Raw genomic sequence first — 26,881 nt, forward strand, 5'->3', positions numbered from 1 at the left:
ATGAAAAAAATTTTGGTATTTATTTTTGCCGTTTTTTTAAGCGGGTGTGCGGTAAAAAGCATAAATGAGGATTATAACAAGCTTATCTTGGATGAAAATTTAAGCCTAAATTTTGAGTTTGAGCAAGAGTGGTGGAAGGGGTATGAAAGAGCTGAGCTAAACGAGCTTGTAAGGCTTGCCTTAAAAAACAATACAAATTTGCTAAAAGCTGCGATTAGTATAAATAAAGCCTTGGCTCAAGCAGGGGTCGTAAGCGCAAATTTAATCCCGAATTTTAATGCAAATTTCACGTCTGATATAAGCAAAAATTTAGAAGGCGGAAGTTTAAGTAAGAGCTACAAAAGTGGTATTTCGCTAAATTATGAAATAGATTTATGGCAAAAGCTTGCAAATTCTCGTGACGTTGCTTTTTGGGAGCTTAATGCCACTAAATTTGATGCCGAAGCTACTAAGCTTGCGCTCATAAATAGCGTCGTGGATAGCTATTTTGAGATAGCTTATCTAAATGAAAGTCTTGAGCTTTATAAAGCGGCACTTAAAAATTATATTGAGCTTGAAGCGATAACGAGGGCCAAATTTGAGTTTGGAAAAGGCGAAGAGCTATCTTTAAAGCAGATTCAAAGCTCGCTTTTAAACGCTCAAAATAGGATTTTAACCGCGCAAAAAAATCTAAATTTAGCCAAGCAGACTTTAAGAATCCTGCTTGCCGAAGGACCTGAATTTGAGTTTAAATTCGCTTCGTTTTCATTTGATGATATAAAATTTCTAGGAGTAAATCTTGACGTGCCGCTTTACGCTATAGCAAATCGCCCCGATTTAAAAGCGGCTATTGCTCGCATAGAGGAGAATTTATTAAACGTCAAGGTGAGTCAAAAGAGCTTTTATCCAAGTGTAAATATAGGAGCAAGTCTAAGCGGAAGCGGCGATCAGGTAAATGAAGCTTTTTCGCTTAAATTTTTTGGTGGAAATTTAAGCCTTAATTTGCCGTTTTTAAACTACTCTCGCCTTCAAAATAATTTAAAAATTTCAGAAGCGAATTTTGAGCTAGCCAAGATAAACTACTTTGAAACTTTGATAAAAGCGCTTAATGAGCTTGATACGGCTTATAAAAATTTAAAAAGCGATAGCGCTCTTTTAATAAATTATGAAAAGCAAAGCGTAAATTTTAAAGAGATAAGCGAAATTTATAAGCTTAAATTTGATGCAGGCAAGGGCGAGCTGAAAGACTACCTGCAAGCTAGAAACAACGAACTTGATGCACGCTCTAACTTGATCTTGCAGCGATATAAAATTTTACAAGACGAGATAAATATATACAAGGCGATGGCGGGCAGGGTTAAGCTACAATAGTAAATTTAATCCCACGAAATTACAACACTTCCCTTTAGGAGACAGATCAATCCCAAGGGAAGTGCCAAAACGTCTAGAGCTTACAGGCCCAAAAACGATCATTAACTAAAACCTCTTCCTCTTCACATCTTCAGCTATATCTTTAGCCATACTATCAACTTCAGCTGTTACTTCATTTGTTTTATTGGCTACTATTACGTTTTGTCTGGTTAGATCATCTATATTGGCAACAGATTGATTTATCATGTTTATTCCGTCAGCTTGTTCTTTTATAGATTCACTCATCTCGTTTATTGATTGAGCGAGTACATTTGTATTAGCTTCTATCTCACCTAATGATTTTTGAGTTCTTTCGGCTAGTTTTCTTACTTCATCTGCAACTACGGCAAAGCCTCTTCCATGCTCTCCGGCACGTGCCGCTTCTATAGCTGCGTTTAATGCTAATAGGTTTGTTTGATCTGCTATATCTCTTATTATTACTATTATGTTTTTTATCTCTTCGCTTTGTCTTATCACATCTTGTGTCTTTTGAGATATGGCAGACATTGACGAGCTCATCTGCTCTACTGCTGCTGCACTTTCTTGAAGTGAATTTGCTTGTTGATTAGCTCCGCTTGTTAGTTCGTTCATGTATTCTGATAGTGCTTGTGCTTTTTGTCTTAAGTTTTCAGCCTGAGACAAATTTGCACGAAGCATGTTTGATATCTCTTCACCAAGTCCGTTTACTCCTGCGGCCATCTTACCGTTATCATCAAGTCTAGCGGTAAAGTCTTGATTTTTAAATTTATCAAGAAGAGCTATAAGCTCTATACCGTTTTTGGCAATACTGTCTTTTAAAGCCTCTTGAAGCTCTTTAAATGTATGTTTTAACTGATTTAATGCAGGGTTTGACGTTTGAGCGTTAAGAGTTGCCGTAAAGTCTCCTGATTTGATACTGTCTACAAATGTATTTGCTTCTTTTATAAAGTCGTTTTCAGAGAGTTTGGCTGATTCTATCTTGCTTATGTTGTCATTTATTAAAGATGCCATTTGACCGAATTCGTCTTTGGTTTTTACATCTAATTTAGCAGGCTCTTTTATCTCGTGGTTTAGGAATTTAAAGAAGGATATTAATCCTGTTGAGATTAGGTTGAGGGGTTTGAGCAAACGAGAGACGATGAATATCAAGACGGTAACAATGATTATTATAAAAACAGTAAAAAATATCGTCTGTTCAAATAAAATTGTTCTCAATGTATCATCATAATCAGAAACCGAATTCGTAGAGCAAACCAACCAATTTAGAGTGTCATACATACTGCAAGCGGCTAATTTTTCATTACCGTCTATGCTATATGAAAATGTTTTGCCGTTATGCTGATTGTAGTAGCTTATAAAATTTTCTACTACTTTTGCGCTATTTTCATCTTTTTCAACCACAAGCTTTCTGTCTGGATGATAAACCATGGTTTTTGCGCTCATGTCTATGATAAACACAACTCCGCTAGGACTATCTTTTATCCCGCCGAGTGATTTTGCAAGCTCATCTATAAGCATATCCATTCCAAGTACCGCAACAACTTTTCCATTTACTACAACAGGCTTTACGGCACTCATTACAAGCAAGCCTTTTGATTTAGTTACATAAGGAGCGGTAAACGCAAGCCCTCCTTTTGCAACGGCGGTCTTATACCAACCGCGAGTTCTTGCATCGTATTGCTTGTTTTGCATATTAAAAACAGCTACTTTAGGCTTCTTTCTATCTTCTGTTAATGATATGGTAGCCATTTCGCCGTCATTTGCAAAGCCTATAAAAAACTCCTCCAAGTTCATAAAAGTAGTTACATTAGCAAGGTCTTTTATCAAATTTGACCTATCTCCAAAAAGTAATTCATGGTTGTGCTCAAGATAACTTACCGCATCCTCTACAGCTTTTATCCTAGAGCTCATATACTCATCCACAAATATACTACTCGCAAGAGCCGTCGACTCCTTAGAACCGTGCGTGACATCTAAAAGAACGTCTTTTGTCTTACTGTAATTTATAATTGCCATTATAAAAAATACAACTGACAATAATAAAAATATACAAACAGCTATCTTACTCGAAATTTTTCTCAACACCATAAACTCCTTTTTATCTTTAATTGTAAATTATTTTATTGGAGTTAATATTTTATTTGGATAATATTAAATTACAATTAATCAATAAAATAAATTTGATTTTTGTGTAAAATTTTAGCTTCTTTTATTGTAGAAATTTCTTTTAAATTCGCTAAATTTGCCTTGCAATATCGCTTCTCTCATCTGCTTCATCAAATTTAGATAGTAGTGCAGGTTATGCAGGCTTGCTAAGCGGAAAAACGTAAGTTCACGCGCTTTGTAGAGGTGATTTAAGTAGCCGCGCGAGTAGTTTTGGCAGGTATAGCATGAGCACTCAGGGTCTATTGGTGCGTGGTCGTTTATAAATTTGGCCGATTTGATATTTATCTTACCAAAGCTTATAAATAAAGTTCCGTTTCGCGCATTTCTGGTAGGCATTACGCAGTCAAACATATCAACTCCACGCTCTACGTTTTCTACCAAATCTTCAGGCGTTCCAACTCCCATTAGATATCGCGGGCGATTTGCGTCTATATAAGGCATAACTCCCTCGACCGTATCATACATCTGCTGGTTGCTCTCTCCTACGCTTAAGCCGCCTATCGCAAGTCCGTCAAATTCCATCTCGCAAAGCGCTTCGGCGCAAAATTTACGCGCTTCATAGTCCGTCCCGCCTTGGATGATACCAAATATATTTTGCGTTAGTCCTGCCCCATTAGTTTGTTTGAATTTATGATAATCAATAGCCTCTTTAGCCCAATTTATCGTCCTTCTTATACTAAGCTCGACGCGTTTAGGCTCGGCCGGTAGGGCGATAAGATCATCAAGTATCATCATGATGTCCGAGTTTAGATCATACTGCGTATCAAGAACGCTTTTTGGCGTAAAATAGTGAGAGCTGCCGTCTATATGGCTTTTGAAATGGATTCCGTGCTCATCCGGTTTTGAAATTTTACTAAGAGAAAACGCCTGAAAACCGCCGCTATCGGTTAAAAAAGAGCGGTTAAATTTGCTAAATCCATGCAATCCGCCAAATTCTTTTACGACCTTGCTCGTAGGGCGTAGATAGAGGTGATATGTGTTTCCTAAAATGATCTTGGCGTCTAAAATTTCCATCATATCGTTTGCGTCTAAACTCTTAACGGCGCCAACCGTTCCTACAGGCATAAAAACGGGGGTTTGTATGGTCGAATGAGCTGTGGTTAAAGTGCCTGCGCGTGCGTTGCCGTCCGTTTTATCTATACTAAAAGTCATTTTGCTATAATGTCCTTTTTAAATTTTGGAGTTGTTATGAAAAATATTTTGATAATTGCAGATGGAATTGTAGCAAAACATTTCTTAGAAAGATTGTTTGTAACTAAGAACAGTTCGCATCACTACAGCATCATAACCTACAAAGAGGGTATCGTGCCTAGCGGGCTTAAGATAGAAAATTTTTCATTTTATAACTTTGATCCAACCAGTCTTGATAGACTAAAACGCGCGGCTGACGGGTATTTTAGCCAGTTTTTGATAGTGCTTGAGGATAAATTTGAAGCTCTTAGCGTTTATAGAAATTTACGTCAAATAAGTAAAAAAACCGATATGCTTATCTTTGATACTTGGGGGCTTAATGACGATAATGAAATAAGCCAAGATAAGCATTTGACGCTACTTGACGGACGAAATATAATGACAATTAGGCTTATGGATTATCTTCCGGATATGCCGGTGATAGCCGATAATATAGGTCTTGGAGAAGGCGAGATAATGGAGGTTAAAGTTCCTGTGGGAAGCTCCTTTATGTATCGCCACATAGGCTCCGTGCAGCAGAAAAAATGGCGTATCGCTATGGTTTATCGCGGATCAAATTTCATGATAGCGCGTCCAAATTTGATGATCTTGCCAAACGATACCTTGCTGATAGTAGGCGAACCAAGTGTGCTTTTAAGCGTATTTAAAAGCATAAAGCGTGAAAAAGGGCAGTTTCCTAGTCCGTTTGGGTTAAATTTATATACGCTTTTGGATATGAAACACATGAGCCAAGACGAGTGCATGAGGCTGATTGACGAGAGTATAGCGCTAAATGAGCGTCTAAATAATCGTCGCTTGTATATAAAAGTGATAAACCCGACTATGAATCCTGTCTACGAGAGGCTAAAAGAGCTTGAAGACAGCTCCATAATCATATCTTTTGATTATTTTTCATGTTCGGCTAGTGTGATAAAATCTGATATTTTGGTATTTGATATAGGGCTTGTGATAACCGATAATAAATTTTTTAAAGCCAACAAAAAGCTGTTGTTTGACATCAAAAAGCCTGTTATGAAGATAGGAGTCGGGAATTTAAGCCAACTTAAAAAGGGTGTTATCCTAAGCGGAAGCGAGGATATGGAGAGCCACTCTTCGGTGATACTTGATTGTTGCTCGCAACTTGATGTGGATATAACGCTATATCACTTTGATACTATGAATTCAAACGATGATCAAAGTATCGTCGAGCACTTTGAAAATTTGTCTAAAATTTTCGGCAAAAAAGTTGAAATCATAAACGATAAAAGCGAAAATCCGCTGGTAAAACTTTCAAATGAAAAAAATCTGCTTCAGTTTATATCTTTTTCTAGAAAGATGAGCAGGAGGGATATTTTTGCTATTTTTTCAAACGATATGAACAGGCTTTATGGTAAATTAAGCGACAATATTCAAATTTTTATACCGATAAACTAGGAAATTTAGATAAAATAGAGTTAATAAAATATTAAGGCAAAGCGTGAAAATCGATATAAATTTAAAAGACGAATCAAGAAACTACACCGTTTTTATAAATGAGCTAAGAGAGCTTAAATTTGATACCAAAGTAGCCGTTATAACCAATCCGAAAGTCGCAGGATTGCACCTTAATAGTTTGCTTGAAAATTTAGAATGCAAAGAAAAATTTATAATAAGCGTGCCGGATGGCGAGGAGTATAAAAACCTAGGCACTATAGAGCAAATTTTAGAAGAGCTTTTTACGAGTAAGCTTGATAGAAGTAGCGTTATCATAGCGTTTGGAGGCGGTGTGATAAGCGATATGGCGGGATTTGCGGCAAGTATTTATCAAAGAGGGATTAAGTTTATAAATATACCTACCACGCTTCTAGCTCAAGTTGATGCAAGCGTGGGCGGAAAAACAGGAGTCAATAATAAATTCGGCAAAAACTTAATCGGCTCGTTTTATCAGCCGCGAGCCGTTTATTGCGAGAGTAAATTCCTAAAAACTCTTCCAAGGCGCGAATTTGCGGCAGGAGTAGCAGAAGCCATAAAGATGGCCGTGATGTTTGATAAAGATATGTTTGAGTGGCTTGAGGGTGCAAATTTAAAAGATGAAGCGAATTTGCAGCAGCTTATCTATAAAAGCGTGCTTTTAAAAGCTAAAGCCGTTGAAGCCGATGAGCTTGAAAAGGGCGCAAGAGCGGTGCTAAACTACGGACACACCTTTGCTCACGTGATAGAAAACGAGACTGAGTATAAGAAATTTTTACACGGTGAAGCCGTGGCAATTGGGATGAATATGGCAAACGCTTTGGCTGTTAAACTAGGGCTTTTAAGCTCGGAAGAAAAAGGCAGAGTTGAAAATTTGCTACTTAAATTTAACCTTCCGACAAGATATAGCGTGGCTAATGTAGATAGCTTTTATGAAGCGTTTTTCCTTGACAAGAAGAGTGAAAATTCGGTTATCAAATTTATCTTGCCAAAGGGAATTGGCGGATACGAGATGAGAAAAGATATCAACAAGGATATCGTAATGGAAATTTTAAGCGAGTTCAGATGAAAAAGTTGCTTGTATCTTTGGTTTTTTGCTTGTTTGCTTTTGGCGCAAATGAAGTGGCGCAGGATTATAACTCCACTAAAGAGGCCGCTTTGCTTGATTTAAGAACTGCACTTACTTCTATCGACGAGCAGTTATCGGGCAATATCTGGATAACAAGATACTCAAACTACAATACCTTTCAAAAGCTCACAGCCGAGCTTGCAGAGGTTGAGGCTAATTTAAAAAAAGTGCCTAAATCAAACAGCGAAAAGATGCTTGAACTGCAAAAAAAACAAAACACGCTAAGAGAGCAGATAGAGCTTTTAAAAGAATTTGAAAAAGCGCCATTTTCGAGTATGATCACGGCTCCGGAGATAGAAAATTTACAAAAGATCACAAATCCAGTGGCTGTTATCTCGGGATTTTCTTACATAAAGCAGCTTAGAAGCGAAAAGGACGAGTATAAAGAGCGCTTAACTGGACTTGATAAGATCATAACCGAACTTAATAAAAAAGAGGAAATTTTATCAAATATCGTAAGACTGAACGATGATGAAAAATTTAAGAGCGATCTTATAGAACTTAGGCAAGAGATAGTTGAATTTAACGCTGCCAGAGATATAGCTCAAACCACTTACAGTGTCTATGAAAAAAGAGTTAGCGAGGCTATGGATAGAGCAAGCGAGGATATAAAGGCTCAAACCATAAAAGCTCTTAATATCGCAATTTTATTAGTTATTATCATAGTGCTTTCGTTTTTATTTAAATTTATCATCAAAAAGACCATAGCCGATAACGAGCGCTTATATACGGCGAACAAATTTATAAATTTGGTAAATATCACTCTTGTTATCGTTATCTTGCTTTTTGCCTATATCGAAAACGTAACTTATCTGGTTACCGTACTTGGTTTTGCCTCGGCGGGTATCGCTATTGCTATGAAAGATATGTTTATGAGCATGCTTGGCTGGACGGTTATCGTTTTTGGCGGCAGTTTTCACGTAGGAGATCGTATCAAGGTGCGAAAGGACGGTGAAAATTTCGTAGGCGACATCATAGATATCTCGCTTTTAAGGATGACGATTTATGAAGATGTGACTCTAAATACTTATATGTTTAATCGCCGTGCGGGTCGTATCATATTCGTGCCAAACAACTATATATTTACCGATCTTATAGCAAATTTTTCACACCAAGGCATGAAGACGGTTTGGGACGGTATAGATATCACGCTTAGCTTTGATTCAAACCATAAAAAAGCGATGTATATCATGAAAAATATCGTGCGCAAATACTCCAAAGGCTACACCGATATCGCTAAAAAGCAGATGAGCAAGCTGAGAAATCAATACAGTATTAAAAATCCAAACGTGGAGCCTAGAATTTTTTCTCTGATTGAGCCTCACGGTATGAAAATTTCTGTTTGGTATATGACAAATTCCTTTGCTACGCTAACTCTTAGAAGTACGATAAGTGCCGAGATCATCGAAAGTTTTGCCGCGGAAGACGATATCGTGATAGCATATCCTACTCAGACTCTTTATATGGATAAGCGTGTGCAGGCGGCAGAGAAAAAACCGATAGAAAATAGCGAAGAAGTAAGTTTATGAGAGAGAAAATTTACTTTAAAACCTTTGGATGTCGCACAAATATCTACGACACCGAGCTTATGAAAAGCTACATAAAAGACTACGATATCACAAACAACGAAAACGAAGCCGATATCGTAGTGATAAACTCTTGCACAGTTACAAACAGTGCAGATAGCGGCACTAGAAGCTATATAAACAGCGTTAAAAAACGTGGCGCAAGGGTGATACTTACAGGATGCGGTGCGGTTAGTAAGGGTAGGGAGCTTTTTGATAAAAGCTCTGTTTTTGGTGTGATAGGGGCTAGTAAAAAGGAAGACATAAATTCGCTCTTAAAATTTAAAAACCCTTTTTTTGAGCTTGGAAATTTAGAAAGTATCGATAAAAATATCGTCACAAACTATGAAAATCACACTAAGGCTTTTATCAAAATTCAAGAAGGATGCGACTTTATCTGTAGCTACTGCATTATCCCATCGGTACGTGGCAAAGCAAGAAGTATGGATGAAGAAAGCATACTAAAAGAGGCTAAAATTTTAGCTTCAAACGGCTATAACGAGCTGGTTTTAACCGGAACTAATATCGGCAGCTACGGCAAAGACACAGGCTCATCTCTTGGATATTTGCTTCATAGGCTTGGCAAGCTTAGCGGCATAAAGCGAATTCGCCTTGGAAGTATCGAGCCAAGCCAGATAGATGAGAGCTTTAGGGAAATTTTAAAAGAAAGTTGGCTGGAAAGACACCTTCATATCGCGCTTCAGCATACAAGCGAAGATATGCTTAAGATAATGAGGCGCAGAAACAGAGCGCTTAAAGATATTGAGCTGTTTTTAGAACTAGCGGAGCTTGGATTTGCTCTTGGAACGGATTTTATAGTAGGACATCCGGGAGAGAGCGAGCAAATTTGGACCGAAGCGCTAGAAAATTTTAAGAAATTTCCGCTCACTCACTTGCACTGCTTTGCCTATTCACCAAGAAATAATACTCACTCTGCTACGATGAAGATCGATGTGAGCGGAGATGTGGCAAAAAAGAGGATGAAAATTCTCCAAGAGATAGTGGCGCAAAATAATTTGAAATTTAGAAGTGATAATAAGACAGCTTTAAATATCTTAGTTGAACAGAAAAACGGCGAATTTTATGAAGGATTTGATCAGTTTTATAACAAAGCGAAGATAAAAACTAAAAAAGATATACAAAAAGAGTGGGTGGTGTTAGATGAGTATGAGATCAAAAGCGAGGCAAACTATGCGCAAATTTAAACTTAGCAAAAAGGGAATCATCTTAGCTCTAGCCTTAATACTGGCTATCTTGATGCTTAATGTGGTATTAAACAACCGACCTAAAAGCCTAATATATGAAAGTTACGAGCAGTTACTTGACGGAAATTTGATCAAAAAAGCCATGGTAGCGCAAGATGAGATAATCATAACAACTAGCGGCGGACACAAATACTCTATCGTTAAAGATGGAATCGATATGAATAAATTGGTTCAAAAAGTGCCCGTAAGTATAGATAAAGAGTACCCTATCGTGCAAGAAATTTTAGCGATCATTTTTCTTATCGGGCTTGGTTACGGCGCGCTGTTTTTTTATACAAGATTTAAGCTAAGACAAAAAAACGAAAGCAAAAATAGCGAAAAAGTAAATGTTTATGACTCTGAAAATATCTTTGCAAGCTCGGTGATGCCTGCTATCTCAAACGTAAGCTTTGGCGATGTAGCGGGCATAAAAGACGTAAAATTTGAGCTTAGCGAGATAGTGGATTTCTTAAAAAATCCGATTAAATATAAAAAATTCGGTATCAAAATGCCAAAAGGCGTGCTTATGATAGGACCTCCCGGAGTCGGTAAGACACTTGTGGCAAAGGCCGTAGCGGGAGAAGCTAACGTGCCGTTTTTTTATCAAAGCGGTGCGGCGTTTGTTCAAATTTACGTAGGAATGGGCGCAAAAAGAGTTAGAGAGCTGTTTTTAAAGGCTAAGGCTTACGCACCTTCGATAATCTTTATCGACGAGATAGACGCAGTGGGTAAAGTGCGCGGCGGAAGTAGAAACGATGAGCGCGAGGCTACGCTAAATCAGCTTCTTACCGAAATGGACGGTTTTGAGGATAACTCGGGCGTCATCGTGATAGCCGCTACAAACAGGATCGAAATGATAGACGAGGCATTGCTTCGCTCGGGCAGGTTTGATAGGAGAATTTATCTATCAATGCCTGATTTTTCAGACAGAGTTGAAATTTTAAAATCGTACCTGAAAGATAAAAGCTCTAGTGTATCGCCTGAGGATATCGCTAAGATAAGTGTCGGTTTTTCAGGAGCCGCACTTGCCACTTTGGTTAATGAAGCGGCCATAAACGCACTTAGGAACAACAAAGGCACAATAGATATGAGTGATTTTGAAAGCGTGCTTAATAAAGTCTTGCTTGGTAAAAAACGAGTGCTTAGCTATAGCGACGAAGAGAAGAAAATTCAAGCTCTTTATCAGAGCGCAAAGGCTCTAAGTGCTTATTGGTTTGGGGTTGAATTTGAAAAAATTTCGCTTGTGGAAGATCACTTTAGAGCTGCCGAGCGAGAGATAGAGTCCAAGACTCAAATGCTTTCTCGCATAAAGGTATGCTTAGCCGGTATGAGTGCGCTAAAAGAGAGTAGGGATGATGTGTTTTCAAATGCGCATAGCGACATAGCAAAAGCAAAAGAGATCGCTCAAAATATGGTCTTTGAATACGGCATGGGTAAAACCCTTGTGCCAAATCCTGCCGACGTTGAGGCTATACTTCAAGAGGCTTACGGCGAGATATCGGAATTTTTACGCGGTATGAAGGATCAAACGGAAAGAATTTGCGAATACATACTGGCAAATGAAAGTATAGACAAGGCGAGTATTAAAAATATAATACAAAGCTCTTATGAATGATTTGTGATAATATGCTAAAATCGCATATATTTTAAAAACGGAGTAAAATTTATGAAGATAAAAATAGGAATTTTAACGCTTAGCGATAGAGCTAGTGACGGCACTTACGAGGATTTATCAGGGCCTGCGATAAAAGAGGTTTTAGACGGTTGGATAACAAGTGAATGTGAGTATGTATATGAGGTGATTCCCGATGAATTTGAGTTGATCAAAGAAAGACTTATAAACATGAGCGATAGCTTAAAATGCGATCTCATACTAACAACAGGCGGCACGGGTCCTGCACTTCGTGACGTAACTCCTGAGGCGACTGAGGCTGTTTGTGAAAAGATGATGCCTGGCTTTGGCGAGCTTATGAGAACTGCAAGCTTAAAGTACGTCCCTACGGCGATTTTATCACGTCAAACGGCAGGAATTCGTAAAAACAGCCTGATAGTAAATTTGCCTGGCAATCCAAAGGCTATTCGTGAGTGTTTAGAGCCGATATTTCCAGCGATTCCTTATTGTATAGACCTTATAGAGGGCGGATATATACAAACCGATGAAAATGTAATGAAGGTCTTTAGACCAAAGCAAAAGAAGATTTCTTAATACAATTAAAAGAGAGGCTAAGACTCTCTTTTGTTATTTTTTTTACTTTTTATATAGATATAAATCGCTGTTATAACCGCTAAGATTACGAGTATTGATATGACTATATTTTTAAACAGCTCTTTATCGTAATTTGTCCCTAAATAATATCCCACCGCAAGTAAAATCGCCACCCAAATCCCCGCACCTAGTGTCGTATATAGAGAAAATTTAAGCAGATTCATCTTGGCAAGTCCTGCAGGAAGACTGATGTATTGACGAATTCCAGGAATTAACCTGCAATTAAATGTAGAAATTTCACCGTGCTTATTAAAGAAATTTTCAAATTTTTGCATTTTTTCTTCAGTGATTCCTACAAATTTGCCGTATTTTTCTATCAAACCTCTTCCGAAAAAATAGCACAAGTAGTAGTTAAACACAGCACCGCCCAAAGAGCCTCCTGTGCCTGCTAAAAAAGCTATAACGATGTTCATTTCGCCTTTGCTTGCAAGATATCCCGCAGGTATCATAACTATCTCACTAGGAAATGGAAAAAACGAACTTTCCAAAAACATCATGCAAAATATGCCGATATATCCCCAGTCGCTAACGGTCTGAACTATGAAATTTATAATGTCGTTAAGCAAAAAAAGCCCTTTATAATTTAAATTTAAAGATAGATTGTAGTGAAATTTGATTTAAAACTTTATTTCAAAAGAGACTTGGTGGGTCTTTTTATTTAAAACATAGGCAATATCGCGCCTTGATAGCGTTTGATTATAAATTCTTTCGCTTGAGGGTTTTGTTATGGTATCATCAAGCGCTTTTATCTATATTGGTGTAAGGACTATCGGCATCTTATATGATAAGAGTGACTTTTGACAGGGGGTCATATCCATATCAAGGACGAAATTTGTGCTGATCGGCGGACAGATCTACATCATCAAATGAGTGTGGATTTGCGCCTCTTTAAGCTCTATAAATTTTAGATTTTTAGGATTTTCCACAATATCGCATAAAGTGGCTTGAGTAGCTTTTTTATATAGCTTCATAATGCCATTTTATCGATAATTCTAAGCACTATATTGCTGTTGCTAGGATCGTATGTGATAGCGACTTTCGAGTTTTTTAGACATTTGATGTTTTTGGAGTAAAAGCCCATCTGTTAAATATGAACGCCTACGGTTTAACCAAATTTAAGCCTCGGTTTTTATTTTACTCATCAAAATACCGCAAAGGTTGGAATAAATTTGCATCAAGATTGCCTTGAGCTGTGGCTATGTTTTTTGGGGTAAAGTAATGAATTATCTCTTTTATCACAAATTATAAAATTAAAGTTAAAAGCTTTTGTGTGAAAGTAAAGGAGGGCGAACCCTCCAAAAGTAAATTAAAATGACGGAAGTATAGCACCTTCGTATTTGCTCTTTATAAAGCTTCTGATCTCATCTGAATTTATGGCTTTATTCAAAGCTTTTGTTTTAGGGCTATTTTCATTACCCGCTTTTACTACTACGTAGTTTGTATAAGGACTTTCTTTGCTTTCAAGAGCAAGTGCGTCTTTTGACGGGTTTACCTTGGCATTTAGAGCATAGTTTGTGTTGATAACGGCTATAGTTACATCTCCAAGCGTTCTTGGAATTTGCGCCGCTTCGATCTCGCTAAATTTTAGATTTTTAGGATTTTCCACGATATCAAGCGGAGTTTTTAAAGGATTATCGTTTAGCTTGATAAGTCCTGCGCTTGCAAGTACGTCTAATGCACGACTTTCGTTTGTAGGATCATTTGGTATCGCTACGGTGTCGCCGTTTTTTAGTTCGTTTAGATCTTTTATCTTAGCCGAATAAACTCCCATTGGCTCAAGATGAACACCTACTGTTTTAACCAGATGGGTGCCTTTGTTTTTATTAAATTCGTTTAAGTAAGGCAAGTGCTGGAAGAAATTTGCGTCAAGATCGCCGTCTTCGGTTGCTAAATTTGGTATCGTGTAGTCGTTAAACTCTTTTATTTCAAGCTTAAAGCCTTCTTTTTCAAGTAGAGGTTTGGCAGCTTCAAGAATTTCTGCGTGAGGAACAGGTGTAGCGCCAACTATGATTGTTTTAGCTTTATCGGCTGAGCTTAAAGTTACTGCAAGTAGTGCACCAAGTAGAATTTTAGAAAATTTCATTTTTTATCCTTTAAATTTTAAATACAGCTAATTCATTTAAAAGGATAGTATAGGCGAGAAGCTTATTAAATTTCTTTTTAAATGTTTAGCTTGAACTAAGCACTTAAAAAGAAATTTGTGCTTAGCGTTAGTCTTTCGACGACTTAAATTTTACACAACGACACATTTCGCACATATCTGATTTCATTTCAATCCTTTCTTTTAAAATAATTTTGAGATTGTAGATAAAAAATATTTAAAAAAAAATAAAAGTAGCACAAAATGCTACTTTTTTGTTATTTTGTAGAGTAAATTTCCGATTGACTGGAAAATTTGAACCATTATGATTAAGATAACTACGGTGTAAAGCATGATGTCAGGTCTAAAGCGTTGATATCCGTAGTTGATCGCAACCGCTCCAAGACCGCCTCCGCCTACCGCTCCCGCCATCGCCGAAAAGCCGACTATAACTATCAAAGTAAGGGTTATGGCAGATATTATGCCGGGAAGCGCTTCAACGAACATTATCTTAAATATGATCTGCGAATTTGATGCTCCAAAGCTTTTAGCTGCTTCAATTATACCTTTATCAACCTCTTTTAGTGCGCTTTCAATGAGCCTTGCGATAAAAGGAGCAGCACCTATAGTTAATGGAACTATCGCAGCCGTAGTGCCTATGCTTGTTCCGACTATCATCTTAGTAAATGGGAAAAGTACGATGATGAGTATTATAAACGGAAAGCTTCTAAGCGTATTTACAAGTATGTCAAGCACGAAATATAGCTTTTTGTTCGGCTTAAGTCCGTCTTTATCGCTAAGCACTAAGAGTACTGCGGGAATAAGCCCAAGCAGAAACGCTAAAAACGTAGAAACCAAACTCATATAAAGCGTCTCGTTTATCGCAGGAAGTAAAATTCGCTCAAACACGCTTGGAAATTTAGAAAAATCTATCCCAAACATTACGCCACCTCCCATAAAACGCCACTTTGCTTGATATATTCTAGCACTTTTTGCTCGTCTTCTTTATCTACGTTTATCACAAGCGAACCAAGGACGTTTTCGTTTAGCTTTTCAAGCTTGCCCCAAACGATGTTAAAATCGACATTTAGCGTTCTTGCCATGTGTGTGATAATGCTTTTTTGCGCTACCTCTTTTGGAAAAAATAAGCGGATATTAACCCCATTTTGAGGTAAAATTTCAACCTCTCCTAAAAATTCCTTCATCTTCTCATCGGGCTTTAAAAATAGCTCTTCAATGCTTCCCGAGCCTATGATTTTGCCGTGTTCTAGAAGGATGGCTCTATGTGCGGTTGATTTCACCACTTCCATCTCGTGAGTGACGATAACTATGCTTATTTTTAACTCGCGATTTATCTTTTTTAAGAGCTCTAAGATAGAATTTGTAGTATTTGGATCAAGGGCTGAAGTCGCCTCGTCGCTTAATAAAATTTTAGGATTTAAAGCAAGCGCTCTTGCTATGGCTACGCGCTGCTTTTGACCGCCGCTTAGTTCGCTTGGATAGCTTTTTGCTTTGTTACTTAGTCCTACAAGATCAAGCAACTCGCTTACTCTTTTTTGAATTTCGCCTTTTGGATATTTCCAAAACTCAAGCGGAGTTGCGACATTATCAAATACGTTTTTTCTAGCCATCAGAGCAAAATTCTGAAATATCATACCGACATCTTTTCTAAAGTGTCTAAGTTCGTTTGCGCTGATATCTTTTATCTCTTTGCCATATACTTTAACAGAGCCGCTTTTGTAGCTCTCAAGTCCGTTTATGCAGCGAAGCAGGGTGGATTTACCCGCTCCGCTATGTCCGACAAGTGCGAAAATTTCGCTCTCATTTACCGTAAAACTAACATCATCTATGACTCTTGTATCGCCATAGCATTTGATTAAATTTGAAATTTCTATCATTAAATTTCATGCCTTGTTATTTAAATAGAAAATAATAAATTACATAAAACCAACTGAGAAATCCATGTATAATCGCCCATAAAATGCTTTTGTTTGCGCCCCATGATAGAGCTACCGCAACGACTGTTCCTAGTGTAAATCCACCAAATCCTAAACCCTTCATGTTTATCCTTTCTACGGTTATTATCTTTTATTTTTAATTAGCAGATGATATATCACATAAAACCAGCTAAAAAATCCATGAATTATAGCCCATAAAATACTTTTGTTCGCTCCCCAAGAGAGTGCGACCGCTATCAATGTACCTAAAGAAAAACCGCCTATTCCAAAATATTGCATTCTTTCTCCTTCCTAAAAATTTATTTGCTGAATTTTTTAAGCTCAGCTTCTACTTTTTCAAACTGCTCTTTTGCGCTTGCAAGACCAGCTTTGTTTGTCTCTATGACATCAGCAGGAGCATTTGCCACAAATTTTTCGTTATTAAGCATGTTTGAAAGCTTAATTATCTCTTTTTCAAGCTTGTTTTTCTGTGCGGTTAATCTGCTTATCATCGCCGACATATCAACTCCTTCAAGCGAGATAAATACCTCTAAATTTTCGCTTACATCACATACTGAGTCATCTATCTTCTCAGTGCAAAATTCTATCTCTTCGCATTTTGAAAGTAGGGTGATATACTCTTTGGCGTCGTTTAGATCTATATCTTTATTTATCTTTACATAGGCTTTTGAGATTTTTGAATTTCCTAGATCGATAGTCGCTTTTGCACGTCTTATAGCTACTATCGCTTCGATTACGAGTGAAAAAATTCTTTCGATCTCTAAATTTTGCCCTTTTATCTCAGGATAGCGCGAGATCATTATCGAGCTAGAGTTTTCTAAATTTGTGCCACTTAACTCTTGATATAGGTATTCGCTGATAAACGGCATAAACGGACTTAGCAGCCTCATCGCCTCTTTAAATATGCTTCCGAGCTCTTTTACGCTACTTTTATCGGCTTTGCTAAGCTCGATTCCCCAGTCGCAAAACTCATCCCAGAGGAATTTATAAAGCGCATTTGCAGCATCGTTAAAGCGGTAAGCATCGATATTTTCACGCACCTGCTTAACACACTCGTTAAAGCGACTGTTTATATAAATTCCAAGCTTAGTTTTAAGCTCTATCTTATGAAGATCTTCAAATTTACTCTCGTTTAGCAGCAAGTATTTGCTAGCGTTATAAAGCTTGTTGGTGAAATTTCTTACCAGCTTCATCTTATCTTCGCTTAGCTTTATATCGCGTCCCTGAACGGCAAGCAGTGCCAGAGTAAAACGCAAGATATCGGCGCTATACTCCTCGATGCTGTCAAGCGGATCGATCACGTTTCCAAGGCTTTTGCTCATCTTTCTGCCTTGCTCGTCTTTAACTAAAGCGTGCAGATATATATCGCTAAACGGAAGCTCGCCAAGCGCATTTTGCCCTTGAAACATCATTCTTGCAACCCAGAAAAATAGTATATCAAAGCCTGTTATCAGCAGGTTGTTTGGATAAAATTCTTTTAAATCCTCTTCAAACCATTTTTCATCTTTAAGCTCATCTCCGTTTCCCCAGCCAAGCGTGCTAAAAGGCCAAAGACCGCTAGAAAACCAAGTATCAAGCACGTCCGGATCTTGATGGAAATTTTTGCTTTTACACTTTCTGCACTCTATCGGTTCGCCCTCATCAGCCCACTCATGACCGCAATCATCGCAATAAAAAACAGGAATTTGATGTCCCCACCAAAGCTGGCGAGATATACACCAGTCGCGAAGTTCTCTCATCCAAGCGTTAAAGCTATTTATCCAGTGCGGAGGATAAAATTTAGCAAGCCCTGCGCTTACGTCAGCTATAGCTTGATCGGCTATCTCGCGTTTTACAAACCACTGCTTTGAGATATAAGGCTCTACGACATTTTTGCAGCGATAGCAGTAGCCTACTTGATTTTCATAATCTTCAATCTTTTCGATATTGCCGATTTTTTCAAGCTCTGAAACTATGACATCTCTTGCTTCAAGGCGCTCAAGACCTTTAAACCGTGCGCACTCTTCGTTTAGGATTCCGGCCTCGTCAAAGCATGTGATGAACTCCAAATTATGGCGCTTGCCGACTTCGTAGTCATTCATATCGTGAGCCGGAGTAACTTTAACAAGTCCAGTTCCAAACTCCATATCCACGTGCTCATCGGCAATTATCTCTATCTCGCGGTTAATGATAGGTAAAACTACTTTTTTGCCGACTAGGTGTTTATATCTCTCGTCGTTTGGATTTACCATTACGGCTGTATCGCCGAAGTAGGTTTCCGGACGAGTCGTAGCGACTACTACAAATTTGCTAGGCTCATCGGCAAAATAATACCTTATATGATAAAGCTTGCCTTTGTTGTCTTTGTGCTCAACCTCGATATCGCTAAGCGCTCCGTCATGTGTGCACCAGTTTATCATGTAGTTTCCGCGAACTATCGTGCCGTTTTCATAAAGCTTTACAAAGGCCTTTTTAACTGCTTTTTTAAGCCCCTCATCCATGGTAAATCTCTGGCGACTCCAAGCAGGAGTTATCCCAAGACGTCGCATCTGATGAACTATCATGCCACCGCTTTTTTCCTTCCATTGCCATACGCGATTTACAAACTCTTCGCGCCCTATGCTCTCTTTTGTTATACCTTGAGCTAAAAGCTGCTTTTCAACGACGTTTTGAGTGGCGATTCCCGCATGATCAAGTCCCGGCTGCCAAAGCGTCTTGTAGCCGTCCATTCTTTTATATCTTGTCATTATGTCTTGAAGCGTAAAGGTAAGAGAGTGTCCTATGTGAAGCGAACCGGTTACATTTGGAGGAGGCATCATAATGCAAAATTTGCGACCTTCTTTTTGGATATCTTTGTTTGCATCAATCTCAAAATATCCGCGCTCTTCCCAAATTTTATAAAATTTTTCTTCAACCTCTTTTGCGTTGTAAAAACTCACTTCAAATCCTTTTAGATTTTATCAAAAATGCTCGATTTTATCAGAATTTTACTAATAGGGCGATTAAATTTATAAAAGTAGGCTGAAATTTAAGGATAATAAAAGCGGCTTTAATTAACAAAGCCGCTTTTTGTGAAGTTATTTTACGATGAACTCTTTTTGAGCTAAATCGTAATCGCTCATGCTCTCATCGTACATATTTTCAGTTATGACTGCAGGAAGCATGCACTTGCCGCTCATCACAACCCTAAGCGGAGTGTAAATGGTAAATGGCGTCTTATCCTTTTCGTTCACGTATCCTGAGCTAAGAGAATAGAACGTAAGCACTCTATCATCAGCTATCACGTTATGCTCCACATTTAGAGTATTTGTGGTTGCTTTGGTTCTTAAATTTGGAGCTATGTTTTCGTTTATGATCTCAAAGCAAGGGCTGATTTGCTCGTTTATAACTCCGTTTCTTATGTAGTCATCGGTTTTGATCATAAGCTTAGAGTATATCACGTCGTTTAATTTAAGGTTGTTGATATCTATCTCTTTACCATCTTTTCCGACAAATTTTCTCATTATATCAAGACCTTTTTTATCAAATTTGTGATTTATCTCAAGCGGTTTGTAAGCATAGCTTGTCACTCCAAGATATACGCTTGAACCTTTTTCAGGCACGATCGTGATCTCAGGCTTGATAGGCGTGATATTTATAGCGCCAAATCCGTCAAATTTAAGCTCATGACCGTCGCTGATAAGCTTAAATTTATTCTCGCTGCTTGTGTCTTTGATGTATTCTCTAAGCGCTCTTAGTGTAAATGCTCGCTCTTGAGTCGAGTAGAGTTTGTCTACTTGCTTGATTAGATAATCCGCCATCTCGTCACTAAATGCATTTTTCTCAAAGTGGTTTGCATGGATTAAAAGCATAAATGCGGTATTTCTTATCCTTGAGCCGAAGTTATCAGGCAGGTCGCTCTCTTTATCGTAAAAAGTTTTACTTATCTCTTTTAGCACCTTTGAGCTTTCTTTGCTTAGTCCTTCATTTTTTAAGATAGCTGCCATCAAATATCCGTCAAGCGCGCTGTTTGTATATCTTTTTTGATCGTAAAGCGCATTTAAAACCGAGCGATCAAGCTTCTTTTGTCCGCTTAAAATATAAGCTGCGTATAGAGCTTGGAAATTGTCGTTTGAGCCAAAATTTTCAAGCCATTTTATCGCTCTTGATTTTACCGCTTTATCTATTTCAAAGCCTGATTTTTCAAGCGTTAAGATAGTATCTATGGCATAAATCGAAGCGAAGTTGTTTGTATAGCTTAGCTCGCTCCAGTATCCAAAGCTTCCGTCGCTCTTTTGCATTTTAATGAGGTCGTTAAGTCCCGCATTTAAAAATCTCTTAACATCCGCTTCATCGGCTTTTGCCTGAGCTTTGCTTTTGTCTTTGTTTGTTAAAACCATGTAGTTTAGCTCTAAAAGCCTTGAAGAGCGTTGCTCTGAGCATCCGTAAGGATAGTTGATAAGCTTATCGCTATTTGCCCCAAGCATGCTTTTTATAGAATTTGACGCATCTATTCTTATGCTCTTAAAATCACTATCAAGAGTTATCGTCTTTTGCTCGCTTGCTTGGAAGGATTTTGCAAAAGTGCTAAGCGGATAAGGGTGTATAGCGTCAAAATTTAGCTTGTGGCTATAAGTTTCCTTGCCGTCATTTGCGCTAAATTTCAGATACGACTTGCCTGTTTCGTTTACGTCAAGTGCAACTGCTATCTTCAAATTTTCATTTGGTTTTAGACTTATCTTGTCTTTTTCGAGTTTGGCTTTTAAATTTGTCTCAAGTGTTAAATTTAGCTCCTTGGCTTCGTTTGTGGTATTTATAACTCTTAAGATGTAGTTTATGTTATCGCCTTTTATAAAGTAAGCGCTTTGCGTAGGTTTAAGGATGATATCGTCTTTTACATCAACGGCTTTTACGCTACTGCCTAATTTATTTTCAGTTGTTGCTATGACTGCTAAATTTATCTGGGAGTTAAATTCGCTTGGAACCTCTACGTCAAAGCTAACATCTCCGTTTGCGTCGGCTTTTGCCGTTTGCATTTTGATATAGGTTTTGATATTTTTCTTATCGACCGGGCTTGCAAATTTCGCCATTCTTATCTCCATAAGAGCCATAGCGCCATCTCCGCCGAAGCTAAGAACTTTGCCTTCTTTTTTAAACCCTGTCAAATTTGAGTAGATGTCAAAGTCAAGAACGAAATCAGCAAGCATCTTGTCAAAGAATTCAAGAGGGCTTTTTAGCTTTTGATTTGTAACCTGAAGCACTCCCTCATCAACCGCAAATAGAGTAACCTCTGCATTTGGATCGGTCTTTACGCTTGCTTTAAATTTGGAGTTTGATCTAACCGTTTTTGGTGCATTTACACTTACGTTTAGCATTCTGTGTGATTTGTCGGCTTTTGCATAAACCTTATCGTAAGTTCTAAATGGAAGCAGGTCATTATCAGCTACACGCACAATCGTAGCGCTTACATATAACCCTTCAAAGTCAAAATCAAGCTCAAATTTAGCGTTTGCGGAGTTGTTTTGGATATTTACTACTTTGTATTTTTTAACTCCGTCGCCTTCAAGAGTGATGATACCAAGAGCGTTTTTAAGCACAGAACTTACATCAACGCTCATCACGTCGCCCTTTTTGTAGCTCTTTTGATTTAGCTTGATTTGAGCTTTGGCAAGCTCTTTTGTAGGTTGTAAGGAGCTATAATCCCAACCGCTTACGTCGATACGAACGCTCGCGCTATGTCCGCTTGAAACGTCGCTTATTATAACTTCATAATCGCCACTTTGCGTAAAATTATATGTAAAATTATTTGTATCTTGAGATAAATTTTCTACTAGCTCGTAAGAGCTGTTCCATCTTAATACGCCTTGACTATCGAAGTTATAACTCCAAATTTTTCTTTTTATCTCGATAGCCTTTGGAGTATCTTTTATCTCTTCTGATGTAAAAGGATCAATGCTAATGAAGCTAAAATTCACGTTTTCATTGGTATCTACGTAGTCTTTATCGGCTTTTATGCCCACCATCGATTTAAAAGGATATATGGTTAAATTTTCGCTTGAACTTACGTTTTTACCGTCATCATTTATGCTAAATACAATCGCGCCTCCGACGATACTTGCTGTATATTCAGGTCTTAAATCGGATATTTTAAAAATCTTGCTTGCCTTGCCGTTGCTATCAAGAGTTACAGGTTTTTCTATCTGGTTTAAGCCGTTGTTTTTTAGCTCGTCGTTACTAAATTTAAAGTCTTTAAATTTATCGTTTTTATACTCTGTTTGATAGAGCTGGAGGCTTACGTTTCCTTGCAAATTTGAAGCAGGCGAGCCAAAGAGATAATTACTTTGCAAGTCGGCTTGGATTATCTCGTCTATGCCGTAAATTTTCTTTTTAAGCGCTATGCTGTTTTTTATGCGTTGAGGAGTGAAGGACTCAGCCGAAAAATTATATTCGCCTATGATTTTATTTGCAAAGATTATTTCAAATCTAAACGAGCCTGTTAGAGCCGAGTTGATAAATTCATCGAAATTTATTACGCCAAGTTCGTTAGTCTGAAAATTTTTATTTAAGATGATTTTATTTTGCGGATCTTTGATCTTGATCTTAACCGGCATCTTTGCAAGAGCTTTAAACAGCTCGTTTTTGATGATTATCTCGCCTTTTATATTTTCTTCGGGTCTTATGATATTGCTTGCAAAATGCACGTAAGCATCGTATTTTTCGGCTCTATCGCCAGTTTGAAAATATCCGTTTGAGTTTAGCTTTTCGTTTTGAGCAAGTATTATAAACCCTTGTTCTTTTCCGAGACTAACGGTTGCGGAAGCTATATCTTTACCTATGCCTTTTTTGTTAAATTTAAACACACCCTCGTCGTTTGTTATACCTGATGCGATTACGTCGTTTTTGACCGAGTAAATTTTAACGTCGGCATTTGCCACTACGGCATTTTGGCTAAGTCTTGAAGCAAACAAAAACACTTCATCGTTTGAGACTTTTACGTTAAGTCCGATATCGCTTAGATATACCGCTTTTTGCGCTCTTTTATCTTTGTCGTAATAAATCGTTATGAGATATACGCCATCACCGCTATTTGGAAAATCAAGCTTTATTTTATGCTTTAAAATTTCGTTTTTAACTCCGCCCAGCTCGTAGTTCTTACTTGCGACTTCTTCGACATAAGAGTTTAAATTTGAGCTATTGAAATTTAAAAAATATCTATAGTTTTGCTCTTTTAGCTTTTCTACTACTACTTTAGCAGTAGGAGTATTTACGCTTTCTATGCCGATTTCGCCGATGTTTGAGATATAGAGCATATTGTCGCTAAATTTCAAAAACGGATTTAAATCGTCAAATTTTATATCAAAATCAACCCGCTCTCTTACAAGCGCATAGTCATCTCCAAAGCCTTCGTTAAAGCTGATTTGATACTTGGTTTGAGGCTTAAATTCGTCACTTGTAATATCTATGAAATAATAATACCCCTCGTTTGCCATGCTGTCTGAGGTATAGTATGTTTCGCTTACTTGAAAGCTCTCAACTCCTTGTATCTTTATAAATTTCTTGATGTTGTTATCGTAAGTTGATATCCAGTCTTTTAAATAAAGCCTAGCAGCTAGTTTGCCGCCCTCAAGACTCTTGGCTTCAAGCATATCAAGAATGAGGGTTCTTGCCTTTGGATTATCGACGAAATTTGGTTCAGAGGAGTCTTGATTAGCGGAAATTATGTAGCTATCGTCTAAATTTCCGCCCGCTATATTTTTTAAATTTTTAGATATAAAAAATTCTAAATTTTTAGGCTCTTCAAGTATCTTTATGACAAAACCCTTGTCGCCATTTTTTGTTATTTTGTATTTTACGTCGTGTTTGGATAGGTTGTCTTTATTGTAAATTTTTAAGTTTTTTACGAATTCCTCTTCGGTTAGCTTGTCGTTAAAATTTACCGAAAAATCCTTACTTGAAAATATAAATAAAGAATCAAGTATAAAATTTCCGCCGTAAAAATTAATCGAAGACTCGCTATTTTTGCATGTATAATCAACCCCTTTTCTAAAGCCGTTTTTTGGATATACGATCAGGTAGTCTTGCGCATATTCATATACGGCATCAAGCTCCGGAGTACACTCTAAAAGCTTTTTATGCGTTATGGTGCCGATTTGCGATTTTTTAAACGGCTTATCTTTTGATATGCCAAGCATTATGCTTTCGCCGTCGGCATTTTTAAGCTCACCCGTTAGGATAAAAGCATTGAGATTAAAAGCTAGCAAAAGCATAGCCAGCAAAGACCTTAAAAGCATTAAAACCTCCTTATTTCGATATTTACTTCACTTAAATTTGAATTTTCATCCAGACATCCGATCTTGTGCTTGCCAAAATCTAAAAACAGCATATTATCCATGCCGTTTTGGCTTTTTTGCCACTCGTTTTGATTTAATTTATAATAAATTTCATCACCGATATATGCGTAACATTTTAGCACAACTTTAGTTGCATTATCGTCACTTAATAAAATTTGATTGTTAAACGGTGCAGCTATCAGCGGTCTAAATTTTTTAAACTCATCATAACAAGGGCTGTTTAGCAAATCATCTTTTGAAATTTGGTTATTTTTAAGCAAAAACGCTATCTCTTCGCTACGAATTATCTTGCACTTATCTTTTGGTAAAACTCCCTTGATGAGCTCGTCTTCTTGTTTGTTTCTGCACTCTTTAAACGCAAAAGCGTCAAGGCATGTAGGCTCATAAGCTATATTTTCTGGTCTATTTATAAAGCTTAAATTTTCTCTTTGCGCAAGCAGCTTAAATATATCAAAAACCGCCCTTGAAGCATCGTGAATTCCGCTTAGATTGTCCGTTTTTTTGCCGTTAAAATTTCCAAACCAGACAGCCACGGTATAGTTTTTATTAACTCCTATGGCGTATATGTCGCGTGATCCGTAGCTTGTACCCGTCTTAAAAGCTATTTGCGGAGTATCTTTGGCGTATTGCCATATCATCCCAAGGTAAGCTCTTGAGGCGCTTGAGAGCATTTTAGCGGTTAAAAACGCACTTTGCGGGCTTATTAGCTGCATGTCTTTATCTATGATTTTGCCCGCTACTTCAAGCGGTTTTAGCCTGCCTTCGTTTGCGTAGATAGTGTAAAGATGAGCTAAGTTTAAAAGACTCATCTCAGCGCTTCCTAAGGCTATACTCTCGCCGTAAAATTCCTTGCTTTTTTGGACTAAATTTAACCTTTTAAGTAGCTCGTAAAGAGAATTTTCACCAAGTTTATTGTTTAAATTTACAGAGGGGATATTTAGGCTAAGAGCAAGCGCTTCGGTAGCCGAAACCAGTCCTAGAAATTCGTTGTCATAGTTTTTAGGAACGTATTCTCCAAGGAAAATTTCCGTATCTATCATCTGCATTTTAGGCGTTATAATCCCCTCGTCAAGCCCAAGTGAAAATATAAAAGGCTTTAGAGTTGAGCCTACGTTCCTACTCATTAAAACGCCGTCGTTTTGCCCCTCAAGCGCTCTTTCGTCATGTGAGCCTACATAGGCTATAACGCTCATATTTTCATTGTCTATTATGATTCCTGCGGCATTATGAGCCTTTTTTTGGATAAGGGAATTTGCCGTAAATTTTAGATTCGTATTTAAAATTTTTTGGAAACCAAGATCTAAATTTGAGTTTGATATACCGCTTTTTAGAGCGATTTGAGAGTATTGCTTAGCCTCAAAAGGAGCGCTAAATCTTTGGTTTTTAAAAGGCTCTTGTTTAGCTCTGTTAAATCCGCTCTTATCTATCACTTTAGCTTCGTAAAGTAGCTTTACGACACGGTTTTTAAGAGAGTTTATATTTGATTTTTTATCCAGACGATTTGCGTTTGGGTTTTTAGGAATCGTGCTAAGAAGAGTCATTTGAGCAATACTTAGATCTTCTAAATTTTTATTAAAATAAAACCTCGCAGCCGCCCCAACACCTTCTATATTGCCGCCATAAGGAGCGAGATTGAAATAAAATTTTAAAATTTCATCTTTTGTGTAGTGCCATTCAAGCTGAAAGGCGGTAAAAATTTCTTTGATTTTATTGGTGTATGTCCGCTCTTTCGGGCTCATCATGCGGGCTACTTGCATTGTTATGGTTGAAGCTCCTATGCGGTTTTTGTGAGTTAAATTATGAAGCGCGGCTCTAGCCATTGAAAAAGGATTAAAGCCAAAATGGTAGTAGAAGTATCTATCCTCAAAGAGCAAAACGCTATCTTTTAGCACTTTTGGTATGTTTTTGGCGTCAAAACGCCAAATTTCATCCTTGCTCGGACGCATTGTGATTATCTTGCCGTGTTTATCAAATATAATTACCGAATTTTCTCTTTTTAAAGCGTTTTTATTAAGCGGATAGGCGTAGTCCAGTACCAAAAACAGCGCAAAGCAAACAGCGCAAAAAACTGCTATATAGATGAGAGGCTTGATTAATTTTTTATTCATTGTAAAATTATATCAGATTTTATGATTTGGATTAAATTTATAAAATATCATATATAATTACTAAAATTA

19 protein-coding genes and 1 pseudogene are annotated in these 26,881 nt (G+C 37.6%); 7 read left to right on the forward strand and 13 right to left on the reverse strand.

What is annotated here, in order from left to right:
• A complete protein-coding gene (locus CDOM16188_RS04585; RefSeq protein WP_172199548.1) occupies positions 1–1,350 on the forward strand; it encodes a TolC family protein in 1,350 nt (449 codons plus the stop codon).
• A 15-nt stretch (positions 1,351–1,365) separates the two neighbouring features.
• On the opposite strand, the pseudogene CDOM16188_RS11270 reads toward CDOM16188_RS04585, so the two are convergent.
• The 3 genes and pseudogenes from CDOM16188_RS11270 to tgt all read right to left on the reverse strand — a co-directional run.
• Positions 1,366–1,452 (reverse strand): annotated as a pseudogene (locus tag CDOM16188_RS11270) (hypothetical protein); the annotation flags it as partial.
• A 3-nt stretch (positions 1,453–1,455) separates the two neighbouring features.
• On the reverse strand, positions 1,456–3,453 hold the full coding sequence (locus tag CDOM16188_RS04590) for a methyl-accepting chemotaxis protein (RefSeq protein WP_172199551.1): 1,998 nt from the start codon (positions 3,451–3,453) through the stop codon (positions 1,456–1,458).
• A 114-nt stretch (positions 3,454–3,567) separates the two neighbouring features.
• Positions 3,568–4,686, reverse strand: coding sequence for a tRNA guanosine(34) transglycosylase Tgt (gene tgt, locus CDOM16188_RS04595; protein WP_172199554.1), 1,119 nt, complete (start codon positions 4,684–4,686; stop codon positions 3,568–3,570).
• A gap of 36 nt (positions 4,687–4,722) precedes the next feature.
• Here tgt and CDOM16188_RS04600 point away from each other — a divergent pair, with 36 nt between their 5' ends.
• From CDOM16188_RS04600 to mog, 6 genes are read left to right on the forward strand one after another with little or no spacing between them, the layout of a single operon-like run.
• Positions 4,723–6,138, forward strand: a complete 1,416-nt coding sequence (locus tag CDOM16188_RS04600; protein WP_172199557.1) for a COG3400 family protein — start codon at positions 4,723–4,725, stop codon at positions 6,136–6,138.
• A 43-nt stretch (positions 6,139–6,181) separates the two neighbouring features.
• Entirely contained in the window at positions 6,182–7,222 is a 1,041-nt protein-coding gene (gene aroB / locus CDOM16188_RS04605; protein ID WP_172199560.1) for a 3-dehydroquinate synthase, read from the forward strand.
• On the forward strand, positions 7,219–8,811 hold the full coding sequence (locus CDOM16188_RS04610; RefSeq protein WP_172199563.1) for a mechanosensitive ion channel domain-containing protein: 1,593 nt from the start codon (positions 7,219–7,221) through the stop codon (positions 8,809–8,811). The genes aroB and CDOM16188_RS04610 overlap by 4 nt, the downstream gene beginning before the upstream one ends.
• The gene (gene mtaB, locus CDOM16188_RS04615; protein ID WP_172199566.1) at positions 8,808–10,052 is read left to right on the forward strand and encodes a tRNA (N(6)-L-threonylcarbamoyladenosine(37)-C(2))-methylthiotransferase MtaB; all 1,245 of its coding nucleotides are present in this window, start codon (positions 8,808–8,810) and stop codon (positions 10,050–10,052) included. Before CDOM16188_RS04610 ends, mtaB begins: the two co-directional genes overlap by 4 nt.
• A complete protein-coding gene (locus CDOM16188_RS04620; RefSeq protein ID WP_172199569.1) occupies positions 10,039–11,706 on the forward strand; it encodes an AAA family ATPase in 1,668 nt (555 codons plus the stop codon). The genes mtaB and CDOM16188_RS04620 overlap by 14 nt, the downstream gene beginning before the upstream one ends.
• A 51-nt stretch (positions 11,707–11,757) precedes the next feature.
• The gene (gene mog, locus CDOM16188_RS04625; protein ID WP_172199572.1) at positions 11,758–12,297 is read left to right on the forward strand and encodes a molybdopterin adenylyltransferase; all 540 of its coding nucleotides are present in this window, start codon (positions 11,758–11,760) and stop codon (positions 12,295–12,297) included.
• A gap of 17 nt (positions 12,298–12,314) precedes the next feature.
• On the opposite strand, the gene CDOM16188_RS04630 is transcribed toward mog, so the two are convergent.
• The 10 genes from CDOM16188_RS04630 to pbpC form a co-directional block, all read right to left on the reverse strand.
• Positions 12,315–12,923 (reverse strand): DedA family protein, encoded by a 609-nt coding sequence (locus tag CDOM16188_RS04630; protein WP_172199575.1) that lies wholly within the window; start codon positions 12,921–12,923, stop codon positions 12,315–12,317.
• A 288-nt stretch (positions 12,924–13,211) separates the two neighbouring features.
• On the reverse strand, positions 13,212–13,328 hold the full coding sequence (locus CDOM16188_RS04635; RefSeq protein WP_172199578.1) for a MetQ/NlpA family ABC transporter substrate-binding protein: 117 nt from the start codon (positions 13,326–13,328) through the stop codon (positions 13,212–13,214).
• 335 nt (positions 13,329–13,663) lie between these two features.
• On the reverse strand, positions 13,664–14,440 hold the full coding sequence (locus tag CDOM16188_RS04640) for a MetQ/NlpA family ABC transporter substrate-binding protein (protein WP_172199581.1): 777 nt from the start codon (positions 14,438–14,440) through the stop codon (positions 13,664–13,666).
• Between the two features lie 264 nt (positions 14,441–14,704).
• Positions 14,705–15,379 carry a methionine ABC transporter permease gene (locus tag CDOM16188_RS04645; protein WP_172199763.1) on the reverse strand — a complete coding sequence of 225 codons (675 nt, stop codon included), beginning with the start codon at positions 15,377–15,379 and terminating at the stop codon, positions 14,705–14,707.
• On the reverse strand, positions 15,379–16,335 hold the full coding sequence (locus CDOM16188_RS04650) for a methionine ABC transporter ATP-binding protein (protein WP_172199584.1): 957 nt from the start codon (positions 16,333–16,335) through the stop codon (positions 15,379–15,381). Before CDOM16188_RS04650 ends, CDOM16188_RS04645 begins: the two co-directional genes overlap by 1 nt.
• Positions 16,336–16,351: 16 nt before the next feature.
• Positions 16,352–16,498, reverse strand: coding sequence for a hypothetical protein (locus tag CDOM16188_RS04655; protein WP_169974737.1), 147 nt, complete (start codon positions 16,496–16,498; stop codon positions 16,352–16,354).
• A 20-nt stretch (positions 16,499–16,518) separates the two neighbouring features.
• Entirely contained in the window at positions 16,519–16,674 is a 156-nt protein-coding gene (locus tag CDOM16188_RS04660; protein ID WP_169940971.1) for a hypothetical protein, read from the reverse strand.
• A gap of 20 nt (positions 16,675–16,694) precedes the next feature.
• Positions 16,695–19,313, reverse strand: coding sequence for a valine--tRNA ligase (locus tag CDOM16188_RS04665; protein ID WP_172199602.1), 2,619 nt, complete (start codon positions 19,311–19,313; stop codon positions 16,695–16,697).
• A gap of 138 nt (positions 19,314–19,451) precedes the next feature.
• Positions 19,452–24,644 (reverse strand): alpha-2-macroglobulin, encoded by a 5,193-nt coding sequence (locus tag CDOM16188_RS04670; RefSeq protein ID WP_172199605.1) that lies wholly within the window; start codon positions 24,642–24,644, stop codon positions 19,452–19,454.
• Positions 24,644–26,812, reverse strand: coding sequence for a penicillin-binding protein 1C (pbpC, locus tag CDOM16188_RS04675; protein ID WP_172199608.1), 2,169 nt, complete (start codon positions 26,810–26,812; stop codon positions 24,644–24,646). The genes CDOM16188_RS04670 and pbpC overlap by 1 nt, the downstream gene beginning before the upstream one ends.
• Positions 26,813–26,881 lie beyond the last annotated feature (69 nt).

Source organism: Campylobacter sp. RM16188, from assembly GCF_012978795.1.
GTDB classification, from domain to species: Bacteria; Campylobacterota; Campylobacteria; order Campylobacterales; family Campylobacteraceae; genus Campylobacter_A; species Campylobacter_A canis.

Excerpts from the sequence above, each read along its gene's own strand:
- CDOM16188_RS04585 (WP_172199548.1), top strand. The coding sequence starts at position 1 with ATGAAAAAAATTTTGGTATTTATTTTTGCCGTTTTTTTAAGCGGGTGT.
- tgt (WP_172199554.1), bottom strand. The coding sequence starts at position 4,686 with ATGACTTTTAGTATAGATAAAACGGACGGCAACGCACGCGCAGGCACT.
- CDOM16188_RS04600 (WP_172199557.1), top strand. The coding sequence starts at position 4,723 with ATGAAAAATATTTTGATAATTGCAGATGGAATTGTAGCAAAACATTTC.
- CDOM16188_RS04610 (WP_172199563.1), top strand. The coding sequence starts at position 7,219 with ATGAAAAAGTTGCTTGTATCTTTGGTTTTTTGCTTGTTTGCTTTTGGC.
- mtaB (WP_172199566.1), top strand. The coding sequence starts at position 8,808 with ATGAGAGAGAAAATTTACTTTAAAACCTTTGGATGTCGCACAAATATC.
- CDOM16188_RS04620 (WP_172199569.1), top strand. The coding sequence starts at position 10,039 with ATGCGCAAATTTAAACTTAGCAAAAAGGGAATCATCTTAGCTCTAGCC.
- mog (WP_172199572.1), top strand. The coding sequence starts at position 11,758 with ATGAAGATAAAAATAGGAATTTTAACGCTTAGCGATAGAGCTAGTGAC.
- CDOM16188_RS04635 (WP_172199578.1), bottom strand. The coding sequence starts at position 13,328 with ATGAAGCTATATAAAAAAGCTACTCAAGCCACTTTATGCGATATTGTG.
- CDOM16188_RS04640 (WP_172199581.1), bottom strand. The coding sequence starts at position 14,440 with ATGAAATTTTCTAAAATTCTACTTGGTGCACTACTTGCAGTAACTTTA.
- CDOM16188_RS04645 (WP_172199763.1), bottom strand. The coding sequence starts at position 15,379 with ATGTTTGGGATAGATTTTTCTAAATTTCCAAGCGTGTTTGAGCGAATT.
- CDOM16188_RS04650 (WP_172199584.1), bottom strand. The coding sequence starts at position 16,335 with ATGATAGAAATTTCAAATTTAATCAAATGCTATGGCGATACAAGAGTC.
- CDOM16188_RS04655 (WP_169974737.1), bottom strand. The coding sequence starts at position 16,498 with ATGAAGGGTTTAGGATTTGGTGGATTTACACTAGGAACAGTCGTTGCG.
- CDOM16188_RS04660 (WP_169940971.1), bottom strand. The coding sequence starts at position 16,674 with ATGCAATATTTTGGAATAGGCGGTTTTTCTTTAGGTACATTGATAGCG.
- CDOM16188_RS04670 (WP_172199605.1), bottom strand. The coding sequence starts at position 24,644 with ATGCTTTTAAGGTCTTTGCTGGCTATGCTTTTGCTAGCTTTTAATCTC.
- pbpC (WP_172199608.1), bottom strand. The coding sequence starts at position 26,812 with ATGAATAAAAAATTAATCAAGCCTCTCATCTATATAGCAGTTTTTTGC.